Genomic DNA, 19,186 nt, shown 5'->3' with positions numbered 1-19,186 from the left:
CCATTGTGCCGCGAGGCTGGACGGCATGAAGAGCCCGAAAGCCACGAACCCCGTCAAGGCCCCGCATGCCGTGCAGGCGCGGAGGGCCGCGAGTTCCCCGTCCGTCGCGTTCCGGGACCTGGCGCCCGGTATCGCCGGCATGGCGCTGGTGGGCAGCAGCGTCACCGTCTCCGGCGCGCTCGTCGACGTCCCGCTGTTCGCCGTGCAGGCCGTCCGGTACGCGGCCGCGGCCCTGCTGCTGCTCGCCCTGGCCCGGGCCGCCCGGGTGCCGCTGCTGCGGCCGCGCGGCCGTGAGTGGCTGTGGCTGGCCGGGGTCGCGGCGACCGGGCTGGTGCTGTTCAACGTGGCCGTCGTACGCGGGGTCGCGCATGCCGAACCGGCCGTCATCGCCGTGGCGGTGGCCTCCGTACCGATCCTGCTGGGGCTGATCGGCCCGTTCCTGGAGGGCAGGCGGCCCAGTCGCCAGGTGCTGCTGGCGGCGCCCGTCGTGGTGGCCGGGGCGGTCCTGGTGGAGGGGACGGGCCGGACGGACGCCGCCGGGCTGGCCTGGGCGGCGCTCGCGCTGGGCTGCGAGGCCGGGTTCACCCTGCTCGCCGTGCCGGTGCTGCGCCGGCACGGGCCGTGGGGGGTGTCCGTGCACGCGGTGTGGATGGGTGCGGTGATGCTGGCGGCGCTCGCGCTGTGCTGCGAACACCCCGCCGGCCTGCTGGAACTCGGCGCGGCCCAGTGGGCGGCCGCCGCGTACCTGGCCGTGCTGGTGACGGCGGTGGCGTTCCTGCTCTGGTACCGCACGGTGGCCGCCGTGGGCTCGGGCCGGGCCGGACTGCTCACCGGGATCGCGCCGCTCGCCGCGGCGGGCACCGGGGTCCTGACGGGCGGCGGGGTCCCGGGTCCGGCGGTGTGGCTGGGCCTGGTGGTGGTCATCGCCGGACTCGCGGCGGGACTCCGGCCGCCGCGCCGCGCGGCCGCGCCGCTCCCGCAGCGGGAGTCCGCCGCCCCTTGAGGGCGCCGAGCCCTGTGGATCACAATCCGCAGATGGCGACCCCCTCGTACAGCGGTCCTCCGCACGGCAGTTCTCCGCACGGCAGTGCCCCGTACAGCAGCTGGATGCGGTACTTCTCCCCCACCGCCAACCACCGCAGGCTCGGCCTGGTCTGCCTGGGGGTGGGGGTGCAGCAGGGCGAACTGCCGGTCGTGGGGCCGCGCTTCCTCGACCACCACGTCGCCGTGGTGGTCACCCGCGGCCGGGGCTGGTTCAGCCACGGCGGCCGGCCGCCCCAGCCGGTGACCGCGCCCGCGCTGCTGTGGCTGGTCCCGGGGGTGGAGCACCACTACGGGCCCGATCCGCGGACCGGCTGGGACGAGTGCTTCGTCGACTTCGCGGGCAGCAGCGTGGAGGCGTACACCGACCTCGGCTACGTGACCCCGGACCGGCCGCTGGTGCCGCTGAGCGGGACGGCCGGGGTGCAGCACGCCGTCGACGGGATCGTACGGGCCGCCCGGCGCGGCGGCCCGCTGCTGGAGGTGGAGGCCGCCGCCGCCGTGCACGGGCTGCTGGTGGCGCTGCGCTACGCCCGGGCCGGAGTGTCCCGCCACGGGGACACCGTGATGGACACCCTGGCCCGGGACGCCCTGCTGCCGATATCGGTCGCGGAGCACGCCGCCCGGCTCGGGATGCCGCTGCCCCAGCTGCGCTGGGCGGTGCGGCGCAGTACCGGGGAGGGGGTCAAGGAGTACCTCCTCGGGATCCGGCTGAGCCGGGCGAAGGAGCTGCTCGCCCGCACCGACCTGCCGGTCGCCGGCATCGCCCGGCGGGTCGGTTACGAGGATCCGTCCTACTTCAGCCGGCTGTTCAGCCGCCGTGTCGGGATGGCGCCCGTACGGTTCCGGGCGCAGCAGTCGGTGCGCGGTCCCGTCCGCTGAGTGCCGTGGCCGGGGCGGCACCGGTTCAGGGGCGGTAGCCGACGGTGAGTTCGGCGACCGAGGTCCAGGGGTTGTCCGCCACCTCCCTCGTGGCCTTCAGCTTCACGTAGCGCGCGGCGCGCGGTGTGAGGGCGACGTCCTGCTGCGAGGCCGTGTCGGCGAAGGTTCCGGAGGCCGCCGCCGCACCCCAGGTGACGCCGTCGGCGGAGGTGAACACCTGGTAGTCGGCGATGCGTCCGTTGCTCTGCGTCTGCCGGGGCAGGTAGTGGAGGGCGGAGACGGGGTAGGAGGCGCCGAGGTCGAGGGTGATCTCGTGCGGCATGGGCGCCGTGGCGGCGTACCACTGGGTGTGCCAGAGGGTGGAGGCGTCGCCGTCCAGGACGTTCGCGGCGCTGCCGTTCTCTCCGGCGGTCTCCTGGCTGTCGACGGCCTTCACGCTCATCTGGCGCTGCGGTACGAGGAGTTCACCGCCGTCGGCCGGGCCGAGGTCGTCGACGGTCAGGTCGTCGAGGATGAGGTCGGCCTCGTTGTGGGAGTTCTCGGGGGTGACCTTGCGCACGCCGATCCAGGCGTCGGCGCCGGCCGTGAAGGTCTGGGTGAAGGTGGTGGGGGTGCGGGCCTGGTTCAGTGCGGTGGCGGTCTCGGTGGTGCCGGATCCGGTGATGAACTGGTAGTCGCCGCTGAATCCGGTCTCGTAGCCGAAGGTCACCTTGTAGGAGCGGCCGGGGGTGAAGCGCAGGGTCTGCGGCAGGGTGCGGTAGAGCAGTCCGGTCCGCTCCTCGTGGGACTTGAGGGAGTTGTGGCCGCTGATCACGTCGTCGACCAGCTTCCCGTTCCACCCGGCTTGTGTGTACGGGGCGTTGCGCTGGGCGATGTGGGTGCGCGGGTCGGTGGCCGAGCCGCCGGCGCCGCCGAAGGCGAAGGGGCCCCAGCCCGCGTCGGTGTTCTCGAAGTCCTCGGCGAACCAGTGCCCGGCGAGGGGGGTGCGGGCGGAGCGGACCACGCGGACGTCATCCAGGTAGACCGTGCCCGGTCCGGCGGCGGCGGACAGCTTGAGGGTGGCGGTGGACTGCCCGGCGGGGACGTCGAAGAGGACCTTCATGCGCTGCATCCTGGTGCCGTTCTTCTCGCTGCCGCCGAGGTTGTTCGTCAGCGGTGAGGAGTCGGCGTACACGGAGGCGGCGGCGCCGCCGGCGGGGGTCGCGGTGAGGGTGGCGGCCCGGCCGGTGGGGGTGGACACCCACACGGAGGCGGCGTAGGTGCCGGGGGCGAGGCCGGTGAGCTGCTGGGAGACGGCGGGGCTGGTGCCGGGGGCGAAGGTGAGCTCGCTCTGGCCCTGGGCGTTGCGGGTGACGGCGGCGCCGGTCCCGGTGACGGTCCAGGCGTTCAGGGTGCCCGAGTAGAACGAGGGGTCCTTGACGGGGGTGCCCTCGCCCCAGGCGGGGTCGGCGGGGGCGGGCGGTGCGCCGTTGGTGACCACGTAGGCGGTGCGGGCGGCGGCGTCGATGGTGACCTGGCCGCCCGCGCTCACGGTGAGGTCTCCGGCCCACTGGCGGCCGGTGTCGGTCAGCTTGTACAGCTTGGGGGTGTTCCAGCCGGCGGGCAGGGTCCAGGTGGTGGAGCCCGCCTTGTCGTTCCAGTGGTAGAGCTTGCCGTCGCGGGGCAGCAGGTAGGCGTCCCCGGACAGGACGGTGCGGCCGGCCGTGGTGATCCGGCGCTTGCCGCCCGCGGTGGTGACGGCGGTGCCGTTCGCGAGGGTGACCGTGTCGGCGGTCCACCGGGCGATCGGGGACTCCTGGAGGTACTTGGTCGGCAGGTTGACGGCGAAGGTGGTGTTCAGGAAGGCGGTGAAGTCCTTCTTGCCCTGCCAGCCCTCGTAGGCGGTGATCTCGGCGCCGCCGAGCAGGGGGCTGCGGGCGATCCAGTCGTCCTTGGCGTGGTTGGCGATGAACCGGGCGATGGTGGAGTTGATGCCCTTCAGGTCGCTGCCGCCGTAGTTGACGTCGGTCGCCCAGTGGTGCCAGAGGGACTGTTCGGTCAGGGTGTGGGGGAATTCGGTGGTCAGCTGGAGTCCCAGGCCGGCGATCTCGCGCTGGAGCTTGCGGGAGACGTAGCCGTCGCCGTACCAGACGTCCACATAGAGGAAGTCGAGGCCCGGGGCGGCGGCCTTGAGGTCCTGGAGCCGCTTCAGCCGCTGCCCGGACTGGCCGTCCTTGCGCGTGTCCACGTAGTACGACTGGTCGAGCCAGTCCCAGCCGAGTCCGCCGCTGTGGCGGGCCGGGTCGAAGGTGGCCGAGACCGGGTACTCCTCGGTGGCGTTGACGTGCACGCCGAAGTCGGCGTTGTAGGCCTGTCCGGCGGTGGTGAGGGTGTTCAGGTCGACGGCGCCGCCGAGTTTGGAGCCGATGTTCTTGTAGTCCATGTGCGCGGAGTCGTGGCCCTCGGAGGCGTAGCCCTTGAGGAGGACGAACTGGCCGAGGCCGTCGGTGGCGCGGTGGACCCGCTTGGTCTCGTCGAGGGTCTGCGCGAAGGGGTGGGTGGCCTGGGAGGCGAAGTTGAAGGGGATCCGCTGCACGACGCGGTCGGCGGTGTCCTGCCAGCCGGCGGGCGGGGTCCAGATGTCGCGGTAGGCGATGGCGGCGTCCTGCCAGTCGACCGCGGAGTCCGCGTTGCGGTCCGCCGTGATCGCGACGCGGACGTACGGCAGGGGCTCGGTGTCGGTGTCGGCGGCGCCCGCGGCCCGGTGCAGCCAGGCTCCGCTCCACAGGCCGGCGCGGCGGTAGCCGCCCTTGTCGGTGACCCGCTTGGATATCCGGCCGTTCTCCCGTGCGGTACCGCCGGAGGGCGTGTCGTAGAGGGAGTTGGACTCGATGGCGGCGGCCAGTTTCCCGGTGTTGGCCAGGCCGTACATCACGGTGGTCGCTGCGGGGTCGACGGGGGTGGCGGCGGTGACGGGGGTGAAGGTGTCGCCGGTGCCGGTGGTGGCGGTGTGCATGTTCGCGGTGGCCAGCGCGGCGCCCGGCTGGTTGCTGCGGACGCTGACGAGATGGTGGTCGGGGATCGCGAGGGTGCGTACGCGCAGGGCCGCGGTGTCCTCGATCGCGGTGACCTTGAACTCCACGACCGAACCGGCCACCGACAGGCGGGATCTGATGGTCACTCCGGAGAAGGAGAGCGCGTAGTCCACGCCGGTGGCGGAGGGGGTCGAGGTCACGGTGGGGGTGTAGCTGGTCCCGTTGACGAGTACGGCTCCCAGCGGATCCTCGTTGCCGTGCAGGACGTCGCCGGTGGCCCGGCGGGTGTAGCCGATGACGCGGGGGAAGGCGCTGTCCACGCTGACGGACAGCTCGGGCGAGGTGATCGTCACGGGTGCGGCCGCCGCGGCGGGGGCGGCGGGTGCGGCCACGACCAGGGTGGCGACCAGGCCGGCCACCGCGGCTGCGGCCGGCCAGAGGGGGGTTCGCATCGGACCTCCGGGAGTCGGCGCTTCCTTGGCGGAAGACCGCTCGGCACGCAGGTCCGAGCGGTCCGCTCACTGACCTGACAGCTTGCGGACCGCGACCGGACAGGCCCATGGACAAAGCGGAGCGCCGTACTGGACTTACGTGCCCGGGAGGTGTGTACGGGGTTCAGGCAGAGGCGGGGACCAGGATGACGGCGGTGCCGTAGGCGCACACCTCGGTGCCGGTGGTGGCGGCGTCGGTCACGTCGAAGCGCATCATCAGGATGGCGTTCGCACCCCGCGCCTTCGCCTGCTCGATGAGCCGGTCCATGGCCTGGTTGCGGGTCTCCACCAGGGTTTTGGTCAGCCCCCTCAGCTCGCCGCCGACCATCGACTTCAGACCCGCCCCGATCTGGCTGCCCAGGTGGCGGGAGCGCACGGTGAGCCCGAAGACCTCCCCGATGACCTGCTCCACCCGGTAGCCGGGGACGTCGTTGGTCGTCACGACGAGCACACCGGTCTGCTCGGCCCCGGGCCCGCCGCCGTAGTCTTCGATACCCATGGCACCCACTCTCGCCCGGCCCGCCGCCGCCCGCATCCGGAGGCGGCCGCGATCAGGGCATTCGGGCAGCGAGGCCGAACTCGTGGGCCACGACGACCGCCTGGGCCCGGCTGGACAGTCCCAGCTTGCTCATGCAGCGGTGCACGTGGGTCTTGACGGTGGCGGCGCTCAGGACGAGCCGCTCGGCGATGTCGGCGTTGGGCAGGCCGGCCCCGACGAGGCCGAGCACCTCGCGCTCGCGCGGGGTCAGCGCGTCCAGCCCCGGGTGCGGGCGCCGGGCGACCGGGGCGGCGTACGTGTCGATCAGTCCGCGCAGGGCCCGGGGGCTGAACAGCATCTCCCCGGCGTGCACGGTGGCGATGGCGGCGAGCAGGCGGTCGGGCGGGGTGTCCTTGAGGAGGAAGCCGCTCGCGCCGACCCGCAGGGCGCGGAAGACGTATTCGTCGGAGTCGAAGGTGGTGAGCACGAGCACCCTGGGGCCGCCGTCGGGGCCGTCCGGGCCGTCCCCGCGTTCGGCCACGATCCGCTCGGTGGCGGCGATCCCGTCCGTGCCGGGCATCCGGATGTCCATGAGGACGACGTCGGGCCGGGTCGCGGCGGCGAGCCGGACCGCCTCCTCGCCGTCGGCCGCCTCGCCCGCGACCTCGTAGCCGGGAGCCGCGGTGAGCAGGGCGGTCAGCCCTGACCGGATCAGGAACTGGTCATCGACGACGAGCACGGACGGCATCCGCGGCTTCCCCTCCCGATCGGGGCACGGGAATCCGCAGGCTGACCTCGAAGCCGCCCCCGGGGACCGGACCCGCGGTCACCGTGCCGTGGTAGATCGTCGCCCGCTCGCGCATACCGATCAACCCCTGACCGGCTGTTCTTCCCGGACCGGCCGGTACGTGGGCCGGCGCCCGGCCCGTGCCGTCGTCGTCCACGCGCACCCGGAGCTCGTCCGCGCCGTAGTGGATCGCGACGGTGGTCCGCGCCCCGGGGGCGTGTTTGATGACGTTGGTCAGGGCCTCCTGGACCACGCGGTAGGCGCACAGGTCGATCCCGGGCGGCAGGTCGTACGCCGTCCCGGTGACGCGTACGCGCACGGGCACCCCGGCCTCGCCCACCCGTCTGACCAGTTCCTCGAGCCGCCCGAGCCCCGCCACCGGGCCCTGGTGCTCTGCCGGGGCGGGCTCCGGTCCTTCCTCGCGGAGCACCAGCAGCATCCTGCGCATCTCGGCCAGGGCCTCGCGGGCGCTGTCCCCCACGGTGTCCAGGGCCTTGCGGGCGGTCGGGAGGTCGGTGGAGAGCACGTAGGAGGCGAGGCCGTTCTGGACGGAGATCACCGAGACGTGGTGCGCGATCACGTCGTGGAGTTCGCGGGCGATCCCGATGCGTTCCTCCACGACGGCCCGGCGGGCCTTCTCCTCCTGCTCCAGGCGCAGTTGCCGGGTGAGCTCGCGCAGCCGGCGGGAGCCGTCCCCGGCGACCCAGCAGACGACGGTGGCGACGGTGACGAAGCCCATGCTCATGGGGACGACGCCCGGTTCGGCGAGCCGGGTGCCCCACAGGAGCACGGCGAGCGCCCCGGCCGCGGACGGGGCGGAAACCCTGCGGGGACACCAGGAGGCCGCGGTGTACAGGGCGGTGAGCACCCCGCACGCGGCGACCACGTGGTAGTAGCCGAGGGTGAAGTAGACGCCGACCCAGAGCCCGGTGCTCAGCAGGATGGCCAGGGGGTAGCGGCGGCGCAGTACCAGCGGCAGGTAGATCACGGCGAGCAGGGCGTAGGCGAGCGCGTCGGTGTCGCGCCAGTAGCCGTGCGGGTCGGGCCAGTTGTGGAGCAGAGTGGACGACATCCACATCGATCCGGCGGCCCATGCGATCTCGCCGACGGCCGGAAGCACGGCGCGGATCCGGACCGTCGCCGGATGTGCGGACAGCTGCACGCCAACCCCCTTGTGTACACCCCTGGTTGTACAGGGTCGCCACCCCAGGGGGTAGGCCGGATTCAACCCGTGGACGGTCGCGGCCGGTGGCGGGCCGCCCGTAGGTTCACAGGGCCGGTTCACCGGCCGGCACGGCCTCTCCCCCCGGGGCCCACGCCGCGCGGCCGTGCCCGTTCGGGGGCGGGCACGGCCCCGCTCGCGCGGGGCGGTCGCCGCGGGCCCGCCCGGAAGCGGAGAGCTTGCTCCGTCCGACAGGGGTGCAGATTGGGCATATCGGGCTAAATGGTGGCGAGTCGCCCTGGCGCATGGCGCTTCCGTCGCCATAGTCGTGCCTGGCAGCCGCCAGGTTGCCGCCCCGCGCCGCGCGTCGCGGCCGGGCGGATGTCTTCGTAGAGGAGCCGGCTCATGCTGAAGCCCACCAGGACCATCCTCGCTCTCGCCGCCGGAAGCCTGGTGCTCGGCCTGGTCGGGGCCGGGGCCGCGGTCGCGGACGAGGAACCGATGGCAGGCACCGCGTCGCAGCAGAACGTGGCCGAGGTCCGACGGCACGCGATCGGCAAGGTCGTCTCGAACGGCCCGCTGAAGGTCCGCAGCAAGCCGACCACCGACTCGCGGGTCGTCGGCCACGTGTACCCGGACCGCAAGGTCGAGATCAGGTGCAAGAAGTACGGCGAGTCGGTCGACGGCAACCGCCTGTGGTACCGCCTGTACGACGAGCACGGCTCCGACCACAACGGTTCCGACGAGAACGGCGGCTGGCCGGGCGGCACCACGGCCGGCAGCAGCGACAAGGCCGCCGCCGGCCACAAGCGCTGGGTCTCGGCCCGCTACGTCAAGAACCTCTCCTCGGTGCGGTACTGCCGCTGACCCCGCACGATCCGGTCAGCGGTCCGGGCGTACGGTGCGCGGCCCCGCGCAGCGCACTCCGTACGCCCGGACCCGCTCGCGCAGTGCGCGGTCGGCCGTGACCACCACGCAGCCGCGGTCCGCATGGGCCGCGGCCAGTTCCACGATCAGGTCGTCGCCGCTGCCCGGCGCCGGGACCACCCGTACGCCGGGGACGGACGCGACGCCCCGGGCGGCGCCTTCGACGACGAGGATGATCTCCTCGTCGCCGCCCCGCGCCGCCAGCAGGTCGCGCAGCCGCTCGGCCGCGCCCCGCCGGTCCCGCCACCAGCCGTCCGGTACCGAGCCGACGACGTTCGCGCCGTCCACGATCAGCACGTGCCCCGTCGCGGCGCCCCGGTCCTGCGGCACTAGAAGTCGCCGTAGTTGACCTGCCAGGTGGGCAGGCCCATCCGGCGCCAGACCGCGACCACCCGGTCCCGGTCGTCGAGCGAGACCCGTACCGCGTACCGGTGCCGGACGTGCGCGTCGAAGAGCTCCGCCTTCACCACGTCGTCGCGGCGGGTGTCGCCGGCCGCGCGCATCCACAGCTCGTCGTACGGGACCTGGTGGCGCCGCAGCCAGGACTCGGTCTGCGGGCGGTGCTCCTCGCTCCGCCCCGACAGCAGCACGATCGCGTCGCCGTCCGCCCGCCGGAAGGCGTCCAGGGCGTGCCGCACGGGCTCGTTGAGCAGGTCGAGCTCGCAGCGCGAGAAGTCGTACGGGCCGCGGTCGCCGGTCAGCGCGAGCGTTCCGTCGATGTCGCACATCACCGCGGTGGGCAGGGCCGGGTCGGGTACGTACTGCGTCACGGACGGCGTCCCCGCCCCGGCGGCGGTGCCGTTGAGCCACTCGGCCGTCAGCCGCCAGCCGCCCTTGCGGGCCTGCCGGTGCTTGTCGGCGAGGATCCGGATGATCTCCTCGCCGACCGGGTTCTCCCGGACGGCGTCCCGGCGCAGGCACTCCTCCAGCGGGACGTCGGTGAAATCGTGCACGACGAACGTGGCGAGGCCGCCGACCGCCGCCTTGAGCCGCTTGGGGATGTGCTTGGTCAGGTGGGTGTTGTCGACGACCACGTCGAAGCCGCCCTCGACGGCCGCGCGGACCGCCGCGTCCTGCACGGCCAGCACGGTCTGCTCGTGCGCCCAGGACCGGCCCCGCTCGGGGTCCGGCAGGTCGAGCATGCGGCGCAGGTCGTCCAGGTTGACCCGCCGCATCCGGCCGCCGGCCTGCGCCTGCAGGGCGCGGGCCGCCGTGGTCTTGCCGGAGGCCGGCAGACCGGTCATGAGGTGGACCACGGGCAGCGGGGGCTCCTGCGCCGGGACGTCCACGGGCCGGTCCGCGGCGGGCGCCGGGATGCGCGGCGCCGCCTTCGGCGCGGGTACGGAAGCGGGCGCGGGCGCGCGCTCCTCCTCGGACACGGTCTGGTTCTCCTCGTCGGTGATGTACGGGTCGGCGGTGTCCGGTCGGACCTGGCGCCAGGTGGTGAGTTCGGTGGACCGGCCGTCGAGCCGCATGAACATCGCGGGGCGGACGGTGCGGTCCTCCAGCGCGTTGGCCGCGCGGGCGAAGGCTCCCCGGTCGCCGGCCAGGTGCACGAGGCCGGCGTAGGCCTCGTCGATCGCCCGCTCGTGCCGGGCGGCCTCCGCCTCCAGGCGGGTGATCACCTCGCGCACCCAGGTGTCGAACTCGTCGGGCACCTGCTCCAGCAGCGCGTCGAGCGGCTTGCCGCCGGAGGCCTCGATGTCGGCGACCGTGCAGTTCAGGCCCTGGGCGAGCTGTTTGGCGGGCAGGGCGGGGAACCGCTGGATGCCGTGGCCGCGCCAGATGTCCCGCTCGGTGACACCGGTGAGCACCTTGTGGAGCCGTACGTACTCGGACAGCTTGGCCTTGGCGCGCACGCCCGAGGCGAAGCGCAGCACGAAGCCCTCCGCGTCCATGCCGGTCGCCGCGGCGCCGCCGGGCAGGGTGCTGGACTCGGTGAGCGCGATCAGCTCGTCGAGGGGCATCGCGGGCCAGAGGGTGACGACCGAGCCGATCCCCTCCCAGTGGGGGGCGGCCTCGGCGAGCGGGACCTCGGTGCCGTCCGCCGCGAAGGCGGCGAGGAGGACGAGGTCGCGGCGGCCTCCGTAGTCGACGACGATGCGGTTCTGGGGGTACAGGATCTCGGCGAGGTAGGTGGTTCCGGGGCGCAGCGCCGCGGTGTCCCGGGCGTCGAGGAGCCGCTGCGCCCAGGTGGCCTGGGCGCTGGTGAAGGAACCCTTGGAGGCGACCCGCCAGCGGTCCGCGTAGTGGAAGACGACGGCGAGGCTGCCGTCGACCTTCTCGTACACCTCGAACGGCTCGTCGGGCAGGGCGGGCGCGTAGGGCTGACCCGACTCGTGCTCGCCGACGTTGAAGAACTTCGGCAGCGGCAGGGCGACGATCGCGCCGGTGGTGTCGTCGGCGACGAGTCCGCGGCAGCGCGTGGTGACCTGGTTCCAGACGCGCTCGTACTGGGCTGTCCGCGTGTAGGTGTAGAGGGACAGCGGAAGTTCGGGGTGTGACTTGCGGGTCACGTACCCGGCGTCGATCGAGTCCGCCAGCGCCTGTGCGGGCAGCAGGTCATGGAGAGTCAGGCGGTCCTGGCTCATGGGTTCCTCCCGGTTCGAGATGGCTGATTCTCTCGTGCGGGAGGGTCTGCCCGGTAGTCAATTATGCCTGGTCGCAGGGTACCCGGGCGGTTGCACGGCGGGTCGTGCCGGTGGGCCCGGGAGGACGGCGTTCACGCGAGCTCCGTCTGGTGGGTGATGCAGAGCTCGTTGCCCTGCGGGTCGGCGAGGGTGGTCCATGCCGAGGGGCCCACCCGGCCGTCGTGGAGGAAGGTCGCGCCCTTGGCGAGCAGCCGGTCGACGACGTCCTTCGGGTCGTCGGATCCGATGCGGACGTCGAGGTGGACGCGGTTCTTGACGGTTTTGGGCTCGGGGACCAGCTGGAAGAGGATCCGGGGGGCGCGGTCCAGGCCCTCGGGGTGGCGGATCGCGGCGCCCAGCTTCCACACGAGGGTGCCGCGGTGGGTGGTGGTGTCCTCCTCGCTCGCGTGGCCCGCGGCGATCAGGCCGCGGATGAAATCCGGGTCGCTCGGCTCCACTTCCCAGCCCAGGGCGTCGGCCCACCAGTCGGCGAGCGGGTGCGGGTCCGTGGAGTCGATGGTCACCTGGAACGTATAGGCCATGGCGGGACCCTACTGAGCGCGGACCACCGCTGCCACAGGAACGGGGCGCGTCAGGAGTGGCGGCGTATCAGGAGCGGCGGCGGTCGCTCCGACGGCGCGCGGTCCGGCGGGGGCGGCGGGTGGCGAGGAACGCGCCGCACGTCAGCAGGAAGGCTCCGACGGCGATCCAGAGCAGGATCTCGCCCAGCGGGCGCAGCCACGGCAGCCCGGTCGGGTCCGCCGCGGAGAGGCAGGCGGTGGCCGTCATGCCGAGCGGAAAGACGGTGGCCCAGCGCCGGATGTCGTAGCGCGGGCGGGGGTGGCGCAGTTCGGCGCCGAGCAGGACGGCGTACCAGAGGAGGGAGAGGGCCAGGGCCGTCAGCGTGATGGTCCGCAGGGCCGTGTGCGCCGCACCGGTCCATACGGGTGACGCCGTGAGCTTGGAACCGGTCAGGGCGGTGAGGGAGAGAGCGCCGCCCGCCACCCAGTGGTCGCCCGCGCCGCCGATGACCTCGCGGAGGTCGAAGCGGACCAGGGCCGCCCCGTACAGCAGCAGTCCGAGGCAGAAGGCGGCCAGTGCCGCCCGGGCCAGCCAGTCGTGGCGGCCGGCGGCGGCCAGCACCGCCGCCAGCACGGCGAGCCCTTCGGTGGCGACGCAGCCGAGGAACACCACCCCGGGCATGCGCCGCCGCCAGTGCCGTACGACGGCCGGCAGCAGCCCGGGCCAGAGCGCAGCGGCCAGCGCCAGCAGCGCCGCGGCCGCGTGCTGCCACCCGAGCGCCGAGAGCCGGGTGCCGAGGACGGTGGTGGCGGCGATGGCGGTGAGCGCGGCCGGGGTGGCGGCCTCGGCCCGGAACCTTCCGCGGTCCCCCAGCAGGCGGGCCGTGAAGTCGGCGGCGAGAACCAGCCACAGCACCCCGCACAGGGCCAGTGCCACCAGTGAGAGCACCTCGTACCCGGTCAGGTGCAGTCCGACGGAGAGGATGCCGGCGGCCATGACGGCGGCTCCCGCCGCCGGCGGGAGACCGGTCCACCAGCCGCGACCGGGAAAGGGGCTCACCTCTCCAGCGGACCCCACCGCTCCGCGGGCCGCCAGCGGACGGGGCCGTGCCGGTCGCCCTCCGCGCGCCGTCGGCGTCGTCCCGCGGCCCCGGGGTAGCGTCGCCACCGCTCCGCCGCTGGCCGGAATGCGTTCTTGCCAGAGCTGTTAGGCATACCTAAGCATTGGCTCCCCGGTGTGCCTCCCCCCAGTCCCCCCACCACACCGGCGACCACTTCGGCCCCCGCCCCACCGAAGGAGCCCCCACATGACCCCCTTGCTCGACAGGAACCAGCCGTACGCCCTCGCCCTGTTCCGGATCGTCACGGGACTGCTGTTCGCCTCGCACGGAGCCGCCTCGCTCTTCGGCGTCCTCGGCGGCGCCGTCGGCGGCGGCACGGTCCCCACCGGCGCCTGGCCCGGCTGGTACGCCGCCGTCATCCAGCTGGTCGGCGGAGTCCTGGTCCTCGTGGGCCTCGGCACCCGGGCCGCCGCCTTCGTGGCCTCCGGCTCGATGGCGTACGCGTACTTCAGCGTCCACCAGCCCGACGCCCTCTGGCCGTTGCAGAACGGCGGCGAGCTCTCGGCCCTGTTCTGCTGGGCCTTCCTGCTGCTGGTGTTCACCGGCCCGGGCGCGCTCGCGGTGGACGGGCTGTTCGCCTCCCGGACCACGCCGGGCCGGAGCCGCGACGAGCGCAGCCGGGAGGCCGTGACCGCCTGAGGAACCGTTTCCCGGCCGGCGGTCGGGGCGGCGCTCGGCGAGGCGGTCAGCGAGGCGGCGCGACCAGGCCCATCTCGTAGGCCGTGATCACGAGATGGACCCGGTCCCGGGCTCCGAGCTTGCTGAACAGACGGGCCACGTGCGACTTGGCCGTGGCCGCCGAGATGAACAGCTCCTCGGCTATCTCCGCGTTCGACCGGCCCCGCCCCACCAGGGTGAGCACCTCCCGCTCGCGCTCGGTGATGCCCTCCACCGGCCGCGCTCGCCCCTCCGCCGGCGCGGGCGCCGGGCCGCGGACGATGTCCGCGATCAGGCGGCGCGTCACCCCCGGCGCGATGAGGGCGTCGCCGGCCGCCACCACCCGGATCGCCGCGAGGATGTCCTCCAGGGCCATGTCCTTGACGGCGAATCCGCTCGCGCCGGCGCGCAGCGCCCCGTAGACGTGGTCGTCCTCGTCGAAGGTGGTGAGCACCAGGACACGGACCGCCGGGCTCTCCCCGGTGATCAACCGGGTGGCCTCGATCCCGTCCATGCCGGGCATCCGGATGTCCATCACCACCACGTCAGGGCGCAGTTCACCGGCGAGGCGGACCGCCTCGGCGCCCGTCCCGGCCTCGCCGACGGCCTCCAGGCCGGTGGTGTCGGCGATGAGCACGCGCAGGCCGGACCGGACCAGCGGCTGGTCGTCCACGAGCAGGACGCGGATCGCCCGCCCCTCGGGCGCGCCGGTCATCGCAGCCCCTCCGCGGCGGTCGTGGTGACGGGCAGCGGGAGGGCCGCCTCGACCCGGAAGCCGCCGCCGGGGCGCGGCCCGGCGCTGAACCTGCCGTGCAGCAGGCCGACCCGCTCGCGCATCCCGGTGATGCCGAATCCGGGCCGCTCGGATCCGGGCCGCTCGGATCCGGCCCGCTCGGATCCGGCCCGCTCGGATCCGCCCCGTCCGGCGCTGCCGGCCGAGGTGCCGCCCGGGGTGCCGCCCGGGGTGCCGCGCCCCTCGTCGGTGATCTCCAGGGTCAGTTCCCGGTCCCGTAGCCGACGGTCACCCGGCACTGCCCGGTGCCGGCGTGGCGCACCACGTTGGTCAGCGCCTCCTGCACGATGCGGTACGCCGACAGGTCGATGTCCGGCGGCAGCGGGTACGCGGCGCCCTCGCGGCGCAGCTCGACGCGCACGCCGGCGTCGGCCGTGGTCCGTACCAGCGCCTCGAGGTCCGCGAGGCCGGGAGCCGGTCCGAGCGGCGCCGTCCCGTGGCCGGCGCCGGGCTCGGACCGGCGCAGGGCGACCAGGGTGCGGCGCAGGCCCGACAGGGTCGCGCGGCTGGTGGCCTCGATGGCCCGCAGGGCGGCGCGGGCCTCGGCCGGCTGGGTCTCGATGACCCGGCTGCCCACCCCTGCCTGGATGGCGATCACACCGATGCTGTGGGCGACCATGTCGTGCAACTCCCGGGCGATGCGGAGCCGTTCGGCGGTGACCGCCTCGGCCACCTCCTTGGTCCGCAGGTCGGCCGTGTGCTCCCGGCGCTCGCGGACGACCAGGCCCGCCAGGTAGACGGCGCCCAGCGAGAGGAAGGTGATCAGGCTCGTACTCATCACGTCGTAGGGCCCGCTCGTCAGCAGGGCGACGGCCGGGCCTTCCACGGCCAGCACCAGGGCGACGGCGACGACGCCGGTGCGCGGCGGGCGGGTGGCGACGACGACGCCGAGGACCAGGTCCGACGCCGCGAAGGCCAGCAGGCGGCCCGGACTGTGGTCCCTGGCCGCGCCCGCGACGAGCGCGCCCGCGAAGAGGGTCAGGGCCAGTGCGGCCAGGGGACGGTGCCGTAACAGCCCGGCGAGCGGGACCAGGGCGAGCAGCAGCACCGCCCCCAGGAGCGGGCCGGCGGCGTAGGGGACCCCGCCGATGAGCAGACCGACGACGAGGAGGTGGAGCAGGGCCCCGCCCCACGCCCTGAGGGCGACCCGTGGTTTCGCCGCCGGCGGGGGCGTGACGTGCGCGGTGTTCGCTGAATCGTCCATGCCGTGACCGTAGTCAGCCCGCCCGTCCCCGGCATCGTCCCCCGGATGTACACCCCTGGGCCACTGCTCGCGGAGCATGGCCGCCACCCGAGACTGCACGGCGCCACGGCCACCGTCGACCGGCTGTCCTTCGCGGCCGGGTCCGGCACCGTCGCGGCGCTCCTCGGACCGGCCGGGGCGGGCAGGAGCAGCCGGGCGGGCGGGATCGCGGGGACCGCCGACCGGCTGGGACCGGCACGGGCGCGGTGGGCCCCGAACACCCGGCCGCCCTCCGCGGAGGAAGCCCCGCACGACATCACCGGCGGCCTATAGCGTGGGCCCATGGACGAGCTCGACGGAGTGGAGATCATCGCTTTCCCGGACGCCGCGGCGTTCGAAAGCTGGCTGGCCGCCCACCACACCCGTCACGCGGGCGTGTGGATCAAGGTGGCGAAGAGGAGGTCCGGCATCCCGTCGGTGACCGATGACGAGCTCGTCGACACCGGTCTGTGCTACGGCTGGATCTCCGGGCAGCGGCGGGCCCTCGACGCGACCCACTACCTGCAGAAGTACGTGCCGCGCCGGCCCCGGAGCCTGTGGTCGCAGGTGAACGTGGACAAGGTCGCGATGCTGACCGCCACGGGCCGGATGCGCGAGCCGGGCATGGCCGAGGTACGCAAGGCGCAGGCGGACGGACGGTGGACCGGGGCCTACGCGTCGCAGAAGACGGCGGCGGTGCCGCCCGACCTCGAGGCGGCGCTCGACGCGAACCCCGCGGCCCGTGCGGCGTTCGAGGCCCTCGACAGGACCGGCCGCTACCTCGTCGCGCTGCCGCTGCTCCAGGCGCTCACCCCGGAGACCCGGCAGGTCCGGCTCGAGCGGGCGGTGCACATGCTGGCGACCGGCGACAGGACAGAAAACGCGGAGGAGCCGGAGGAGGCGTAGCACGCAGGGCGGCGGCGGGCAGAAGGCAGCGGGCCCGGCCCCCGAGGGGTGCCGGGCCCGGTGAACGGGAGGGAACGCGGTCAGGAGCCGGCGTGCTTCGCCGCCTGCTCCGCCTGCTTCTCCTTGATCCGGACCGCTTCCTTGCGGACCTCGGCCTGGGTGGCGCGCTCGCGCTGGAGCCACTCCGGAGATTCCTGCTTCAGCGCTTCGATCTGCTCGGTGGTCAGGGGCTCGGTGACCCCGCCGCGGGCGAGACCGGCGATGGAGACTCCGAGCTTCGCCGCGACCACGGGGCGGGGGTGCGGGCCGTTGCGCCGCAGTTCCACCAGCCACGCGGGCGGGTCGGACTGGAGGGCGTTCAGCTCGGTGCGCGAGACGACACCCTCCTGGAACTCTGCGGGGGTGGCCTCGAGGTACACACCCAGTTTCTTCGCCGCGGTCGCGGGCTTCATCGTCTGGGTGCTCTGGTGCGACGTCATGGTGTCAAGAGTATCGAGCGTGTGCGCTACCTCCGACCACGACCGGTAACCTTGCGGGGTGACAGGCTCGGAAGTACCCCATGCGTTCCGGCTCGCTTACGTCCCCGGGGTGACACCCACCAAGTGGATCCGGATCTGGAACGAGCGACTGCCCGACGTCCCGCTGACCCTGGTTCCGGTGTCTCCGGCCGAGGCGTTCGGCGTGCTGCGCGAAGGCGCCGCCGACGCCGGATTCGTACGGATGCCGGTGGACAGGGACGACCTCAGCGCGATCCCGCTCTACACCGAGACCACGGTGGTCGTGATCCCCAAGGACCACCTCGTGGCGGCGGTCGAGGAGGTCTCCGCGGCGGACCTGGCCGAGGAGATCGTGCTGCACCCGCTCGACGACACCCTCGCCTGGGAGCAGGTGCCGGGACGGCCCGCGATCGAGCGTCCCGCGACCACCGCGGACGCGATCGAGCTGGTGGCGGCCGGGGTGGGCGTCCTCGTCGTCCCGCAGTCGCTCGCGCGCCTGCACCACCGCAAGGACCTCACCTACCGGCCGGTCACCGACGCTCCCGAGTCGCGGGTGGCGCTGTCGTGGCCGCAGGAGGAGACCACCGATCTGGTGGAGCAGTTCATCGGCATCGTCCGCGGTCGGACCGTGAACAGCACCCGGGGCCGTCCGGCCGCCGCGCCTCAGCCGAAGGCCACCGCCAAGGCGAAGGCCAAGGCGAAGGCCAAGCGCCCGGAGGCGGGCGGCGGCACGCCGCGCAAGCCCGCGCCGGGCACGTCGGGCGGCCGCGGCACCAAGGGCGCGAAGGGCGGCACGGGCGGCAAAGGCGGCAAGGGCGGCACGGGCGGGAAGCCCCGCCGCCGCTCGTAGCCGCTCGCCCCGCGGCCGGAAGGATCCCGGCGCGAGAAGGGGAGCCGGTGACGGCCGGGGCTGAGGCACGGCGCTCCTTCCGCGGTGTATGCAGGGAGGATGGATCTCCAGCCGCCGCTCGCGTCCCGCCCACGGTCCCGGCAGGTGCGCCACGCACAGCTGGCGGTCCCGTTCGCGCTGATCGCCCTGGTCACGGTGGTGGACGTACTCGCCCCGCCCGATGTCCACCTCGGTCCCTTCCTGGTCGCCGCACCGGCTCTGACCGCCTCGTTCGCCGGGCCGAGGATGACGGGGTTCGTCGGGCTGGTGGCCGTGCTGGCCCAGGCAGTCGTGGCGGTGGTGCGCACGACCCTCACCGATCTGAACCACACGTTCCAGATCATCGCACTGATCATGATCTCGGTGTTCGTGACGCTCTTCGCCCACCTGCGGGAGGTGCGCGAGCGGGAGCTGGTACAGCTGCGGTCGGTGGCCGAGACCGCCCAGCAGGTGGTCCTGCGGCCGCTGCGGGACCGGATCGGTCCGCTGGGCGTGGCCTCGCTCTACCTGGCCGCCGCGGCGGAGGCCCGGATCGGCGGGGACCTGTACGCCGCCGCCCGGACGGCCACGGGGACCCGGCTGATCATCGGTGACGTCCGCGGCAAGGGGCTGGAGGCGGTCGGGGACGCCGCGCTCGTCCTCGGCGCCTTCCGGGCCGCCGCCCACCAGGAGGCCGGTCTGCCCGGCCTGGTCGCCTATCTGGAGGCGGCGGTCTCCCCCGACCTGGACGACTCCGCGGACGAGGGTGAAAGCTTCATCACCGCGGCCGTCCTGGAGATCCCGGACGACGAACCGGTCCTGCACCTCGTCAGCTGCGGCCATCCGCCGCCGCTGCTGCTGCGCGGTGGCCGGGCGGTCCCCCTCGACGCGGATCACCCCTCGCCGCCGCTGGGGCTGGCCGGGCTGGTGGCGTCCTCCGTGACGGCGCAGACGTTCGCCTTCGGAGCGGGCGACGTCCTGCTCCTGTACACGGACGGCGTCCTCGAGGCACGTAACGCGGCGGGCACCTTCTACCCCCTCGCGGAACACGCGGCCGCCTGGTCCGGCGCCCACCCGCGCGCCCTGCTGGACCGGCTGCGCGCGGACCTGCTGTCCCACGCGGCCGGCAGCACCCTCGGCGACGACGCCGCGATGGTGGCGATCGAAAGGCTCCCGCGGTGAGGAGCCG

The 19,186-nt window shown here is 73.8% G+C and carries 20 protein-coding genes; 8 read left to right on the top strand and 12 right to left on the bottom strand.

Features of this window, described 5'->3' with window-relative positions; all coding sequences use genetic code 11:
- Positions 1 to 25: 25 nt before the first annotated feature.
- Both ACZ6I1_RS13780 and ACZ6I1_RS13775 read left to right on the top strand, forming a co-directional pair.
- Complete coding sequence (locus ACZ6I1_RS13780) at positions 26 to 1,003, top strand: EamA family transporter (protein WP_469286695.1); 978 nt, start codon at positions 26 to 28, stop codon at positions 1,001 to 1,003.
- Between the two features lie 32 nt (positions 1,004 to 1,035).
- A complete protein-coding gene (locus ACZ6I1_RS13775; protein WP_469286693.1) occupies positions 1,036 to 1,923 on the top strand; it encodes a helix-turn-helix domain-containing protein in 888 nt (295 codons plus the stop codon).
- A 25-nt stretch (positions 1,924 to 1,948) separates the two neighbouring features.
- On the opposite strand, the gene ACZ6I1_RS13770 is transcribed toward ACZ6I1_RS13775, so the two are convergent.
- The 4 genes from ACZ6I1_RS13770 to ACZ6I1_RS13755 all read right to left on the bottom strand — a co-directional run bounded on the left by ACZ6I1_RS13770 (position 1,949) and on the right by ACZ6I1_RS13755 (position 7,855).
- On the bottom strand, positions 1,949 to 5,389 hold the full coding sequence (locus ACZ6I1_RS13770; protein ID WP_469286691.1) for an endo-alpha-N-acetylgalactosaminidase family protein: 3,441 nt from the start codon (positions 5,387 to 5,389) through the stop codon (positions 1,949 to 1,951).
- A 163-nt stretch (positions 5,390 to 5,552) separates the two neighbouring features.
- Entirely contained in the window at positions 5,553 to 5,927 is a 375-nt protein-coding gene (locus ACZ6I1_RS13765) for a YbjQ family protein (protein ID WP_469286690.1), read from the bottom strand.
- Between the two features lie 52 nt (positions 5,928 to 5,979).
- Entirely contained in the window at positions 5,980 to 6,654 is a 675-nt protein-coding gene (locus ACZ6I1_RS13760) for a response regulator (protein WP_469286688.1), read from the bottom strand.
- Positions 6,629 to 7,855 carry a sensor histidine kinase gene (locus tag ACZ6I1_RS13755; RefSeq protein WP_469286686.1) on the bottom strand — a complete coding sequence of 409 codons (1,227 nt, stop codon included), beginning with the start codon at positions 7,853 to 7,855 and terminating at the stop codon, positions 6,629 to 6,631. Before ACZ6I1_RS13755 ends, ACZ6I1_RS13760 begins: the two co-directional genes overlap by 26 nt.
- 405 nt (positions 7,856 to 8,260) lie before the next feature.
- On the opposite strand from ACZ6I1_RS13755, the gene ACZ6I1_RS13750 reads away from it, so the two are divergent.
- The gene (locus ACZ6I1_RS13750; protein WP_469286684.1) at positions 8,261 to 8,722 is read left to right on the top strand and encodes an SH3 domain-containing protein; all 462 of its coding nucleotides are present in this window, start codon (positions 8,261 to 8,263) and stop codon (positions 8,720 to 8,722) included.
- Between the two features lie 15 nt (positions 8,723 to 8,737).
- Here the strand turns inward: ACZ6I1_RS13750 and ACZ6I1_RS13745 are convergent, their stop codons facing one another.
- The 4 genes from ACZ6I1_RS13745 to ACZ6I1_RS13730 form a co-directional block, all read right to left on the bottom strand.
- On the bottom strand, positions 8,738 to 9,112 hold the full coding sequence (locus tag ACZ6I1_RS13745; RefSeq protein WP_469286682.1) for an NTP pyrophosphohydrolase: 375 nt from the start codon (positions 9,110 to 9,112) through the stop codon (positions 8,738 to 8,740).
- The gene (locus ACZ6I1_RS13740; RefSeq protein WP_469286680.1) at positions 9,112 to 11,373 is read right to left on the bottom strand and encodes a phosphatase domain-containing protein; all 2,262 of its coding nucleotides are present in this window, start codon (positions 11,371 to 11,373) and stop codon (positions 9,112 to 9,114) included. Before ACZ6I1_RS13740 ends, ACZ6I1_RS13745 begins: the two co-directional genes overlap by 1 nt.
- Before the next feature lie 131 nt (positions 11,374 to 11,504).
- A complete protein-coding gene (locus ACZ6I1_RS13735; RefSeq protein WP_469286678.1) occupies positions 11,505 to 11,954 on the bottom strand; it encodes a VOC family protein in 450 nt (149 codons plus the stop codon).
- A 67-nt stretch (positions 11,955 to 12,021) separates the two neighbouring features.
- Positions 12,022 to 12,993 carry an SLAC1 family transporter gene (locus ACZ6I1_RS13730; protein WP_469286676.1) on the bottom strand — a complete coding sequence of 324 codons (972 nt, stop codon included), beginning with the start codon at positions 12,991 to 12,993 and terminating at the stop codon, positions 12,022 to 12,024.
- A 247-nt stretch (positions 12,994 to 13,240) separates the two neighbouring features.
- On the opposite strand from ACZ6I1_RS13730, the gene ACZ6I1_RS13725 reads away from it, so the two are divergent.
- A complete protein-coding gene (locus ACZ6I1_RS13725) occupies positions 13,241 to 13,693 on the top strand; it encodes a DoxX family protein (protein WP_469286674.1) in 453 nt (150 codons plus the stop codon).
- Positions 13,694 to 13,739: 46 nt separating this feature from the next.
- Here ACZ6I1_RS13725 and ACZ6I1_RS13720 read toward each other — a convergent pair whose 3' ends face one another.
- Genes ACZ6I1_RS13720 through ACZ6I1_RS13710 form a run of 3 tightly spaced genes read right to left on the bottom strand, consistent with a single transcriptional unit; the run spans position 13,740 to position 15,708 of the window.
- Complete coding sequence (locus ACZ6I1_RS13720) at positions 13,740 to 14,426, bottom strand: response regulator (RefSeq protein ID WP_469286672.1); 687 nt, start codon at positions 14,424 to 14,426, stop codon at positions 13,740 to 13,742.
- Entirely contained in the window at positions 14,423 to 14,743 is a 321-nt protein-coding gene (locus ACZ6I1_RS13715; protein WP_469286670.1) for an ATP-binding protein, read from the bottom strand. Before ACZ6I1_RS13715 ends, ACZ6I1_RS13720 begins: the two co-directional genes overlap by 4 nt.
- Complete coding sequence (locus ACZ6I1_RS13710) at positions 14,707 to 15,708, bottom strand: sensor histidine kinase (RefSeq protein ID WP_469286668.1); 1,002 nt, start codon at positions 15,706 to 15,708, stop codon at positions 14,707 to 14,709. The genes ACZ6I1_RS13715 and ACZ6I1_RS13710 overlap by 37 nt, the downstream gene beginning before the upstream one ends.
- Positions 15,709 to 15,711: 3 nt before the next feature.
- On the opposite strand from ACZ6I1_RS13710, the gene ACZ6I1_RS13705 reads away from it, so the two are divergent.
- The gene (locus ACZ6I1_RS13705) at positions 15,712 to 16,020 is read left to right on the top strand and encodes a hypothetical protein (protein ID WP_469286666.1); all 309 of its coding nucleotides are present in this window, start codon (positions 15,712 to 15,714) and stop codon (positions 16,018 to 16,020) included.
- 9 nt (positions 16,021 to 16,029) lie between these two features.
- Complete coding sequence (locus ACZ6I1_RS13700) at positions 16,030 to 16,632, top strand: YdeI/OmpD-associated family protein (RefSeq protein ID WP_469286664.1); 603 nt, start codon at positions 16,030 to 16,032, stop codon at positions 16,630 to 16,632.
- An 80-nt stretch (positions 16,633 to 16,712) separates the two neighbouring features.
- Here ACZ6I1_RS13700 and ACZ6I1_RS13695 read toward each other — a convergent pair whose 3' ends face one another.
- Entirely contained in the window at positions 16,713 to 17,111 is a 399-nt protein-coding gene (locus ACZ6I1_RS13695; RefSeq protein WP_469286663.1) for a DUF5997 family protein, read from the bottom strand.
- A 58-nt stretch (positions 17,112 to 17,169) separates the two neighbouring features.
- On the opposite strand from ACZ6I1_RS13695, the gene ACZ6I1_RS13690 reads away from it, so the two are divergent.
- On the top strand, positions 17,170 to 17,979 hold the full coding sequence (locus tag ACZ6I1_RS13690) for a LysR substrate-binding domain-containing protein (RefSeq protein ID WP_469286661.1): 810 nt from the start codon (positions 17,170 to 17,172) through the stop codon (positions 17,977 to 17,979).
- A 99-nt stretch (positions 17,980 to 18,078) separates the two neighbouring features.
- The gene (locus tag ACZ6I1_RS13685; protein ID WP_469286659.1) at positions 18,079 to 19,179 is read left to right on the top strand and encodes a PP2C family protein-serine/threonine phosphatase; all 1,101 of its coding nucleotides are present in this window, start codon (positions 18,079 to 18,081) and stop codon (positions 19,177 to 19,179) included.
- The last annotated feature ends 7 nt before the right edge of the window (positions 19,180 to 19,186 follow it).

This window comes from Streptomyces sp. NPDC046303, from assembly GCF_055588085.1.
The sequence above is the reverse complement of the archived record's forward strand: the minus strand, read 5'-3'. Positions and strand labels throughout refer to the sequence as shown.

What these genes read in the sequence shown, in the direction of transcription:
- ACZ6I1_RS13780 (WP_469286695.1), top strand. Translation starts at nt 26, where the DNA reads ATGAAGAGCCCGAAAGCCACGAACCCCGTCAAGGCCCCGCATGCCGTG.
- ACZ6I1_RS13765 (WP_469286690.1), bottom strand. Translation starts at nt 5,927, where the DNA reads ATGGGTATCGAAGACTACGGCGGCGGGCCCGGGGCCGAGCAGACCGGT.
- ACZ6I1_RS13720 (WP_469286672.1), bottom strand. Translation starts at nt 14,426, where the DNA reads ATGACCGGCGCGCCCGAGGGGCGGGCGATCCGCGTCCTGCTCGTGGAC.
- ACZ6I1_RS13740 (WP_469286680.1), bottom strand. Translation starts at nt 11,373, where the DNA reads ATGAGCCAGGACCGCCTGACTCTCCATGACCTGCTGCCCGCACAGGCG.
- ACZ6I1_RS13770 (WP_469286691.1), bottom strand. Translation starts at nt 5,389, where the DNA reads ATGCGAACCCCCCTCTGGCCGGCCGCAGCCGCGGTGGCCGGCCTGGTC.
- ACZ6I1_RS13685 (WP_469286659.1), top strand. Translation starts at nt 18,079, where the DNA reads ATGGATCTCCAGCCGCCGCTCGCGTCCCGCCCACGGTCCCGGCAGGTG.
- ACZ6I1_RS13700 (WP_469286664.1), top strand. Translation starts at nt 16,030, where the DNA reads ATGGACGAGCTCGACGGAGTGGAGATCATCGCTTTCCCGGACGCCGCG.
- ACZ6I1_RS13760 (WP_469286688.1), bottom strand. Translation starts at nt 6,654, where the DNA reads ATGCCGTCCGTGCTCGTCGTCGATGACCAGTTCCTGATCCGGTCAGGG.
- ACZ6I1_RS13725 (WP_469286674.1), top strand. Translation starts at nt 13,241, where the DNA reads ATGACCCCCTTGCTCGACAGGAACCAGCCGTACGCCCTCGCCCTGTTC.
- ACZ6I1_RS13735 (WP_469286678.1), bottom strand. Translation starts at nt 11,954, where the DNA reads ATGGCCTATACGTTCCAGGTGACCATCGACTCCACGGACCCGCACCCG.
- ACZ6I1_RS13695 (WP_469286663.1), bottom strand. Translation starts at nt 17,111, where the DNA reads ATGACGTCGCACCAGAGCACCCAGACGATGAAGCCCGCGACCGCGGCG.
- ACZ6I1_RS13750 (WP_469286684.1), top strand. Translation starts at nt 8,261, where the DNA reads ATGCTGAAGCCCACCAGGACCATCCTCGCTCTCGCCGCCGGAAGCCTG.
- ACZ6I1_RS13710 (WP_469286668.1), bottom strand. Translation starts at nt 15,708, where the DNA reads ATGGACGATTCAGCGAACACCGCGCACGTCACGCCCCCGCCGGCGGCG.
- ACZ6I1_RS13775 (WP_469286693.1), top strand. Translation starts at nt 1,036, where the DNA reads ATGGCGACCCCCTCGTACAGCGGTCCTCCGCACGGCAGTTCTCCGCAC.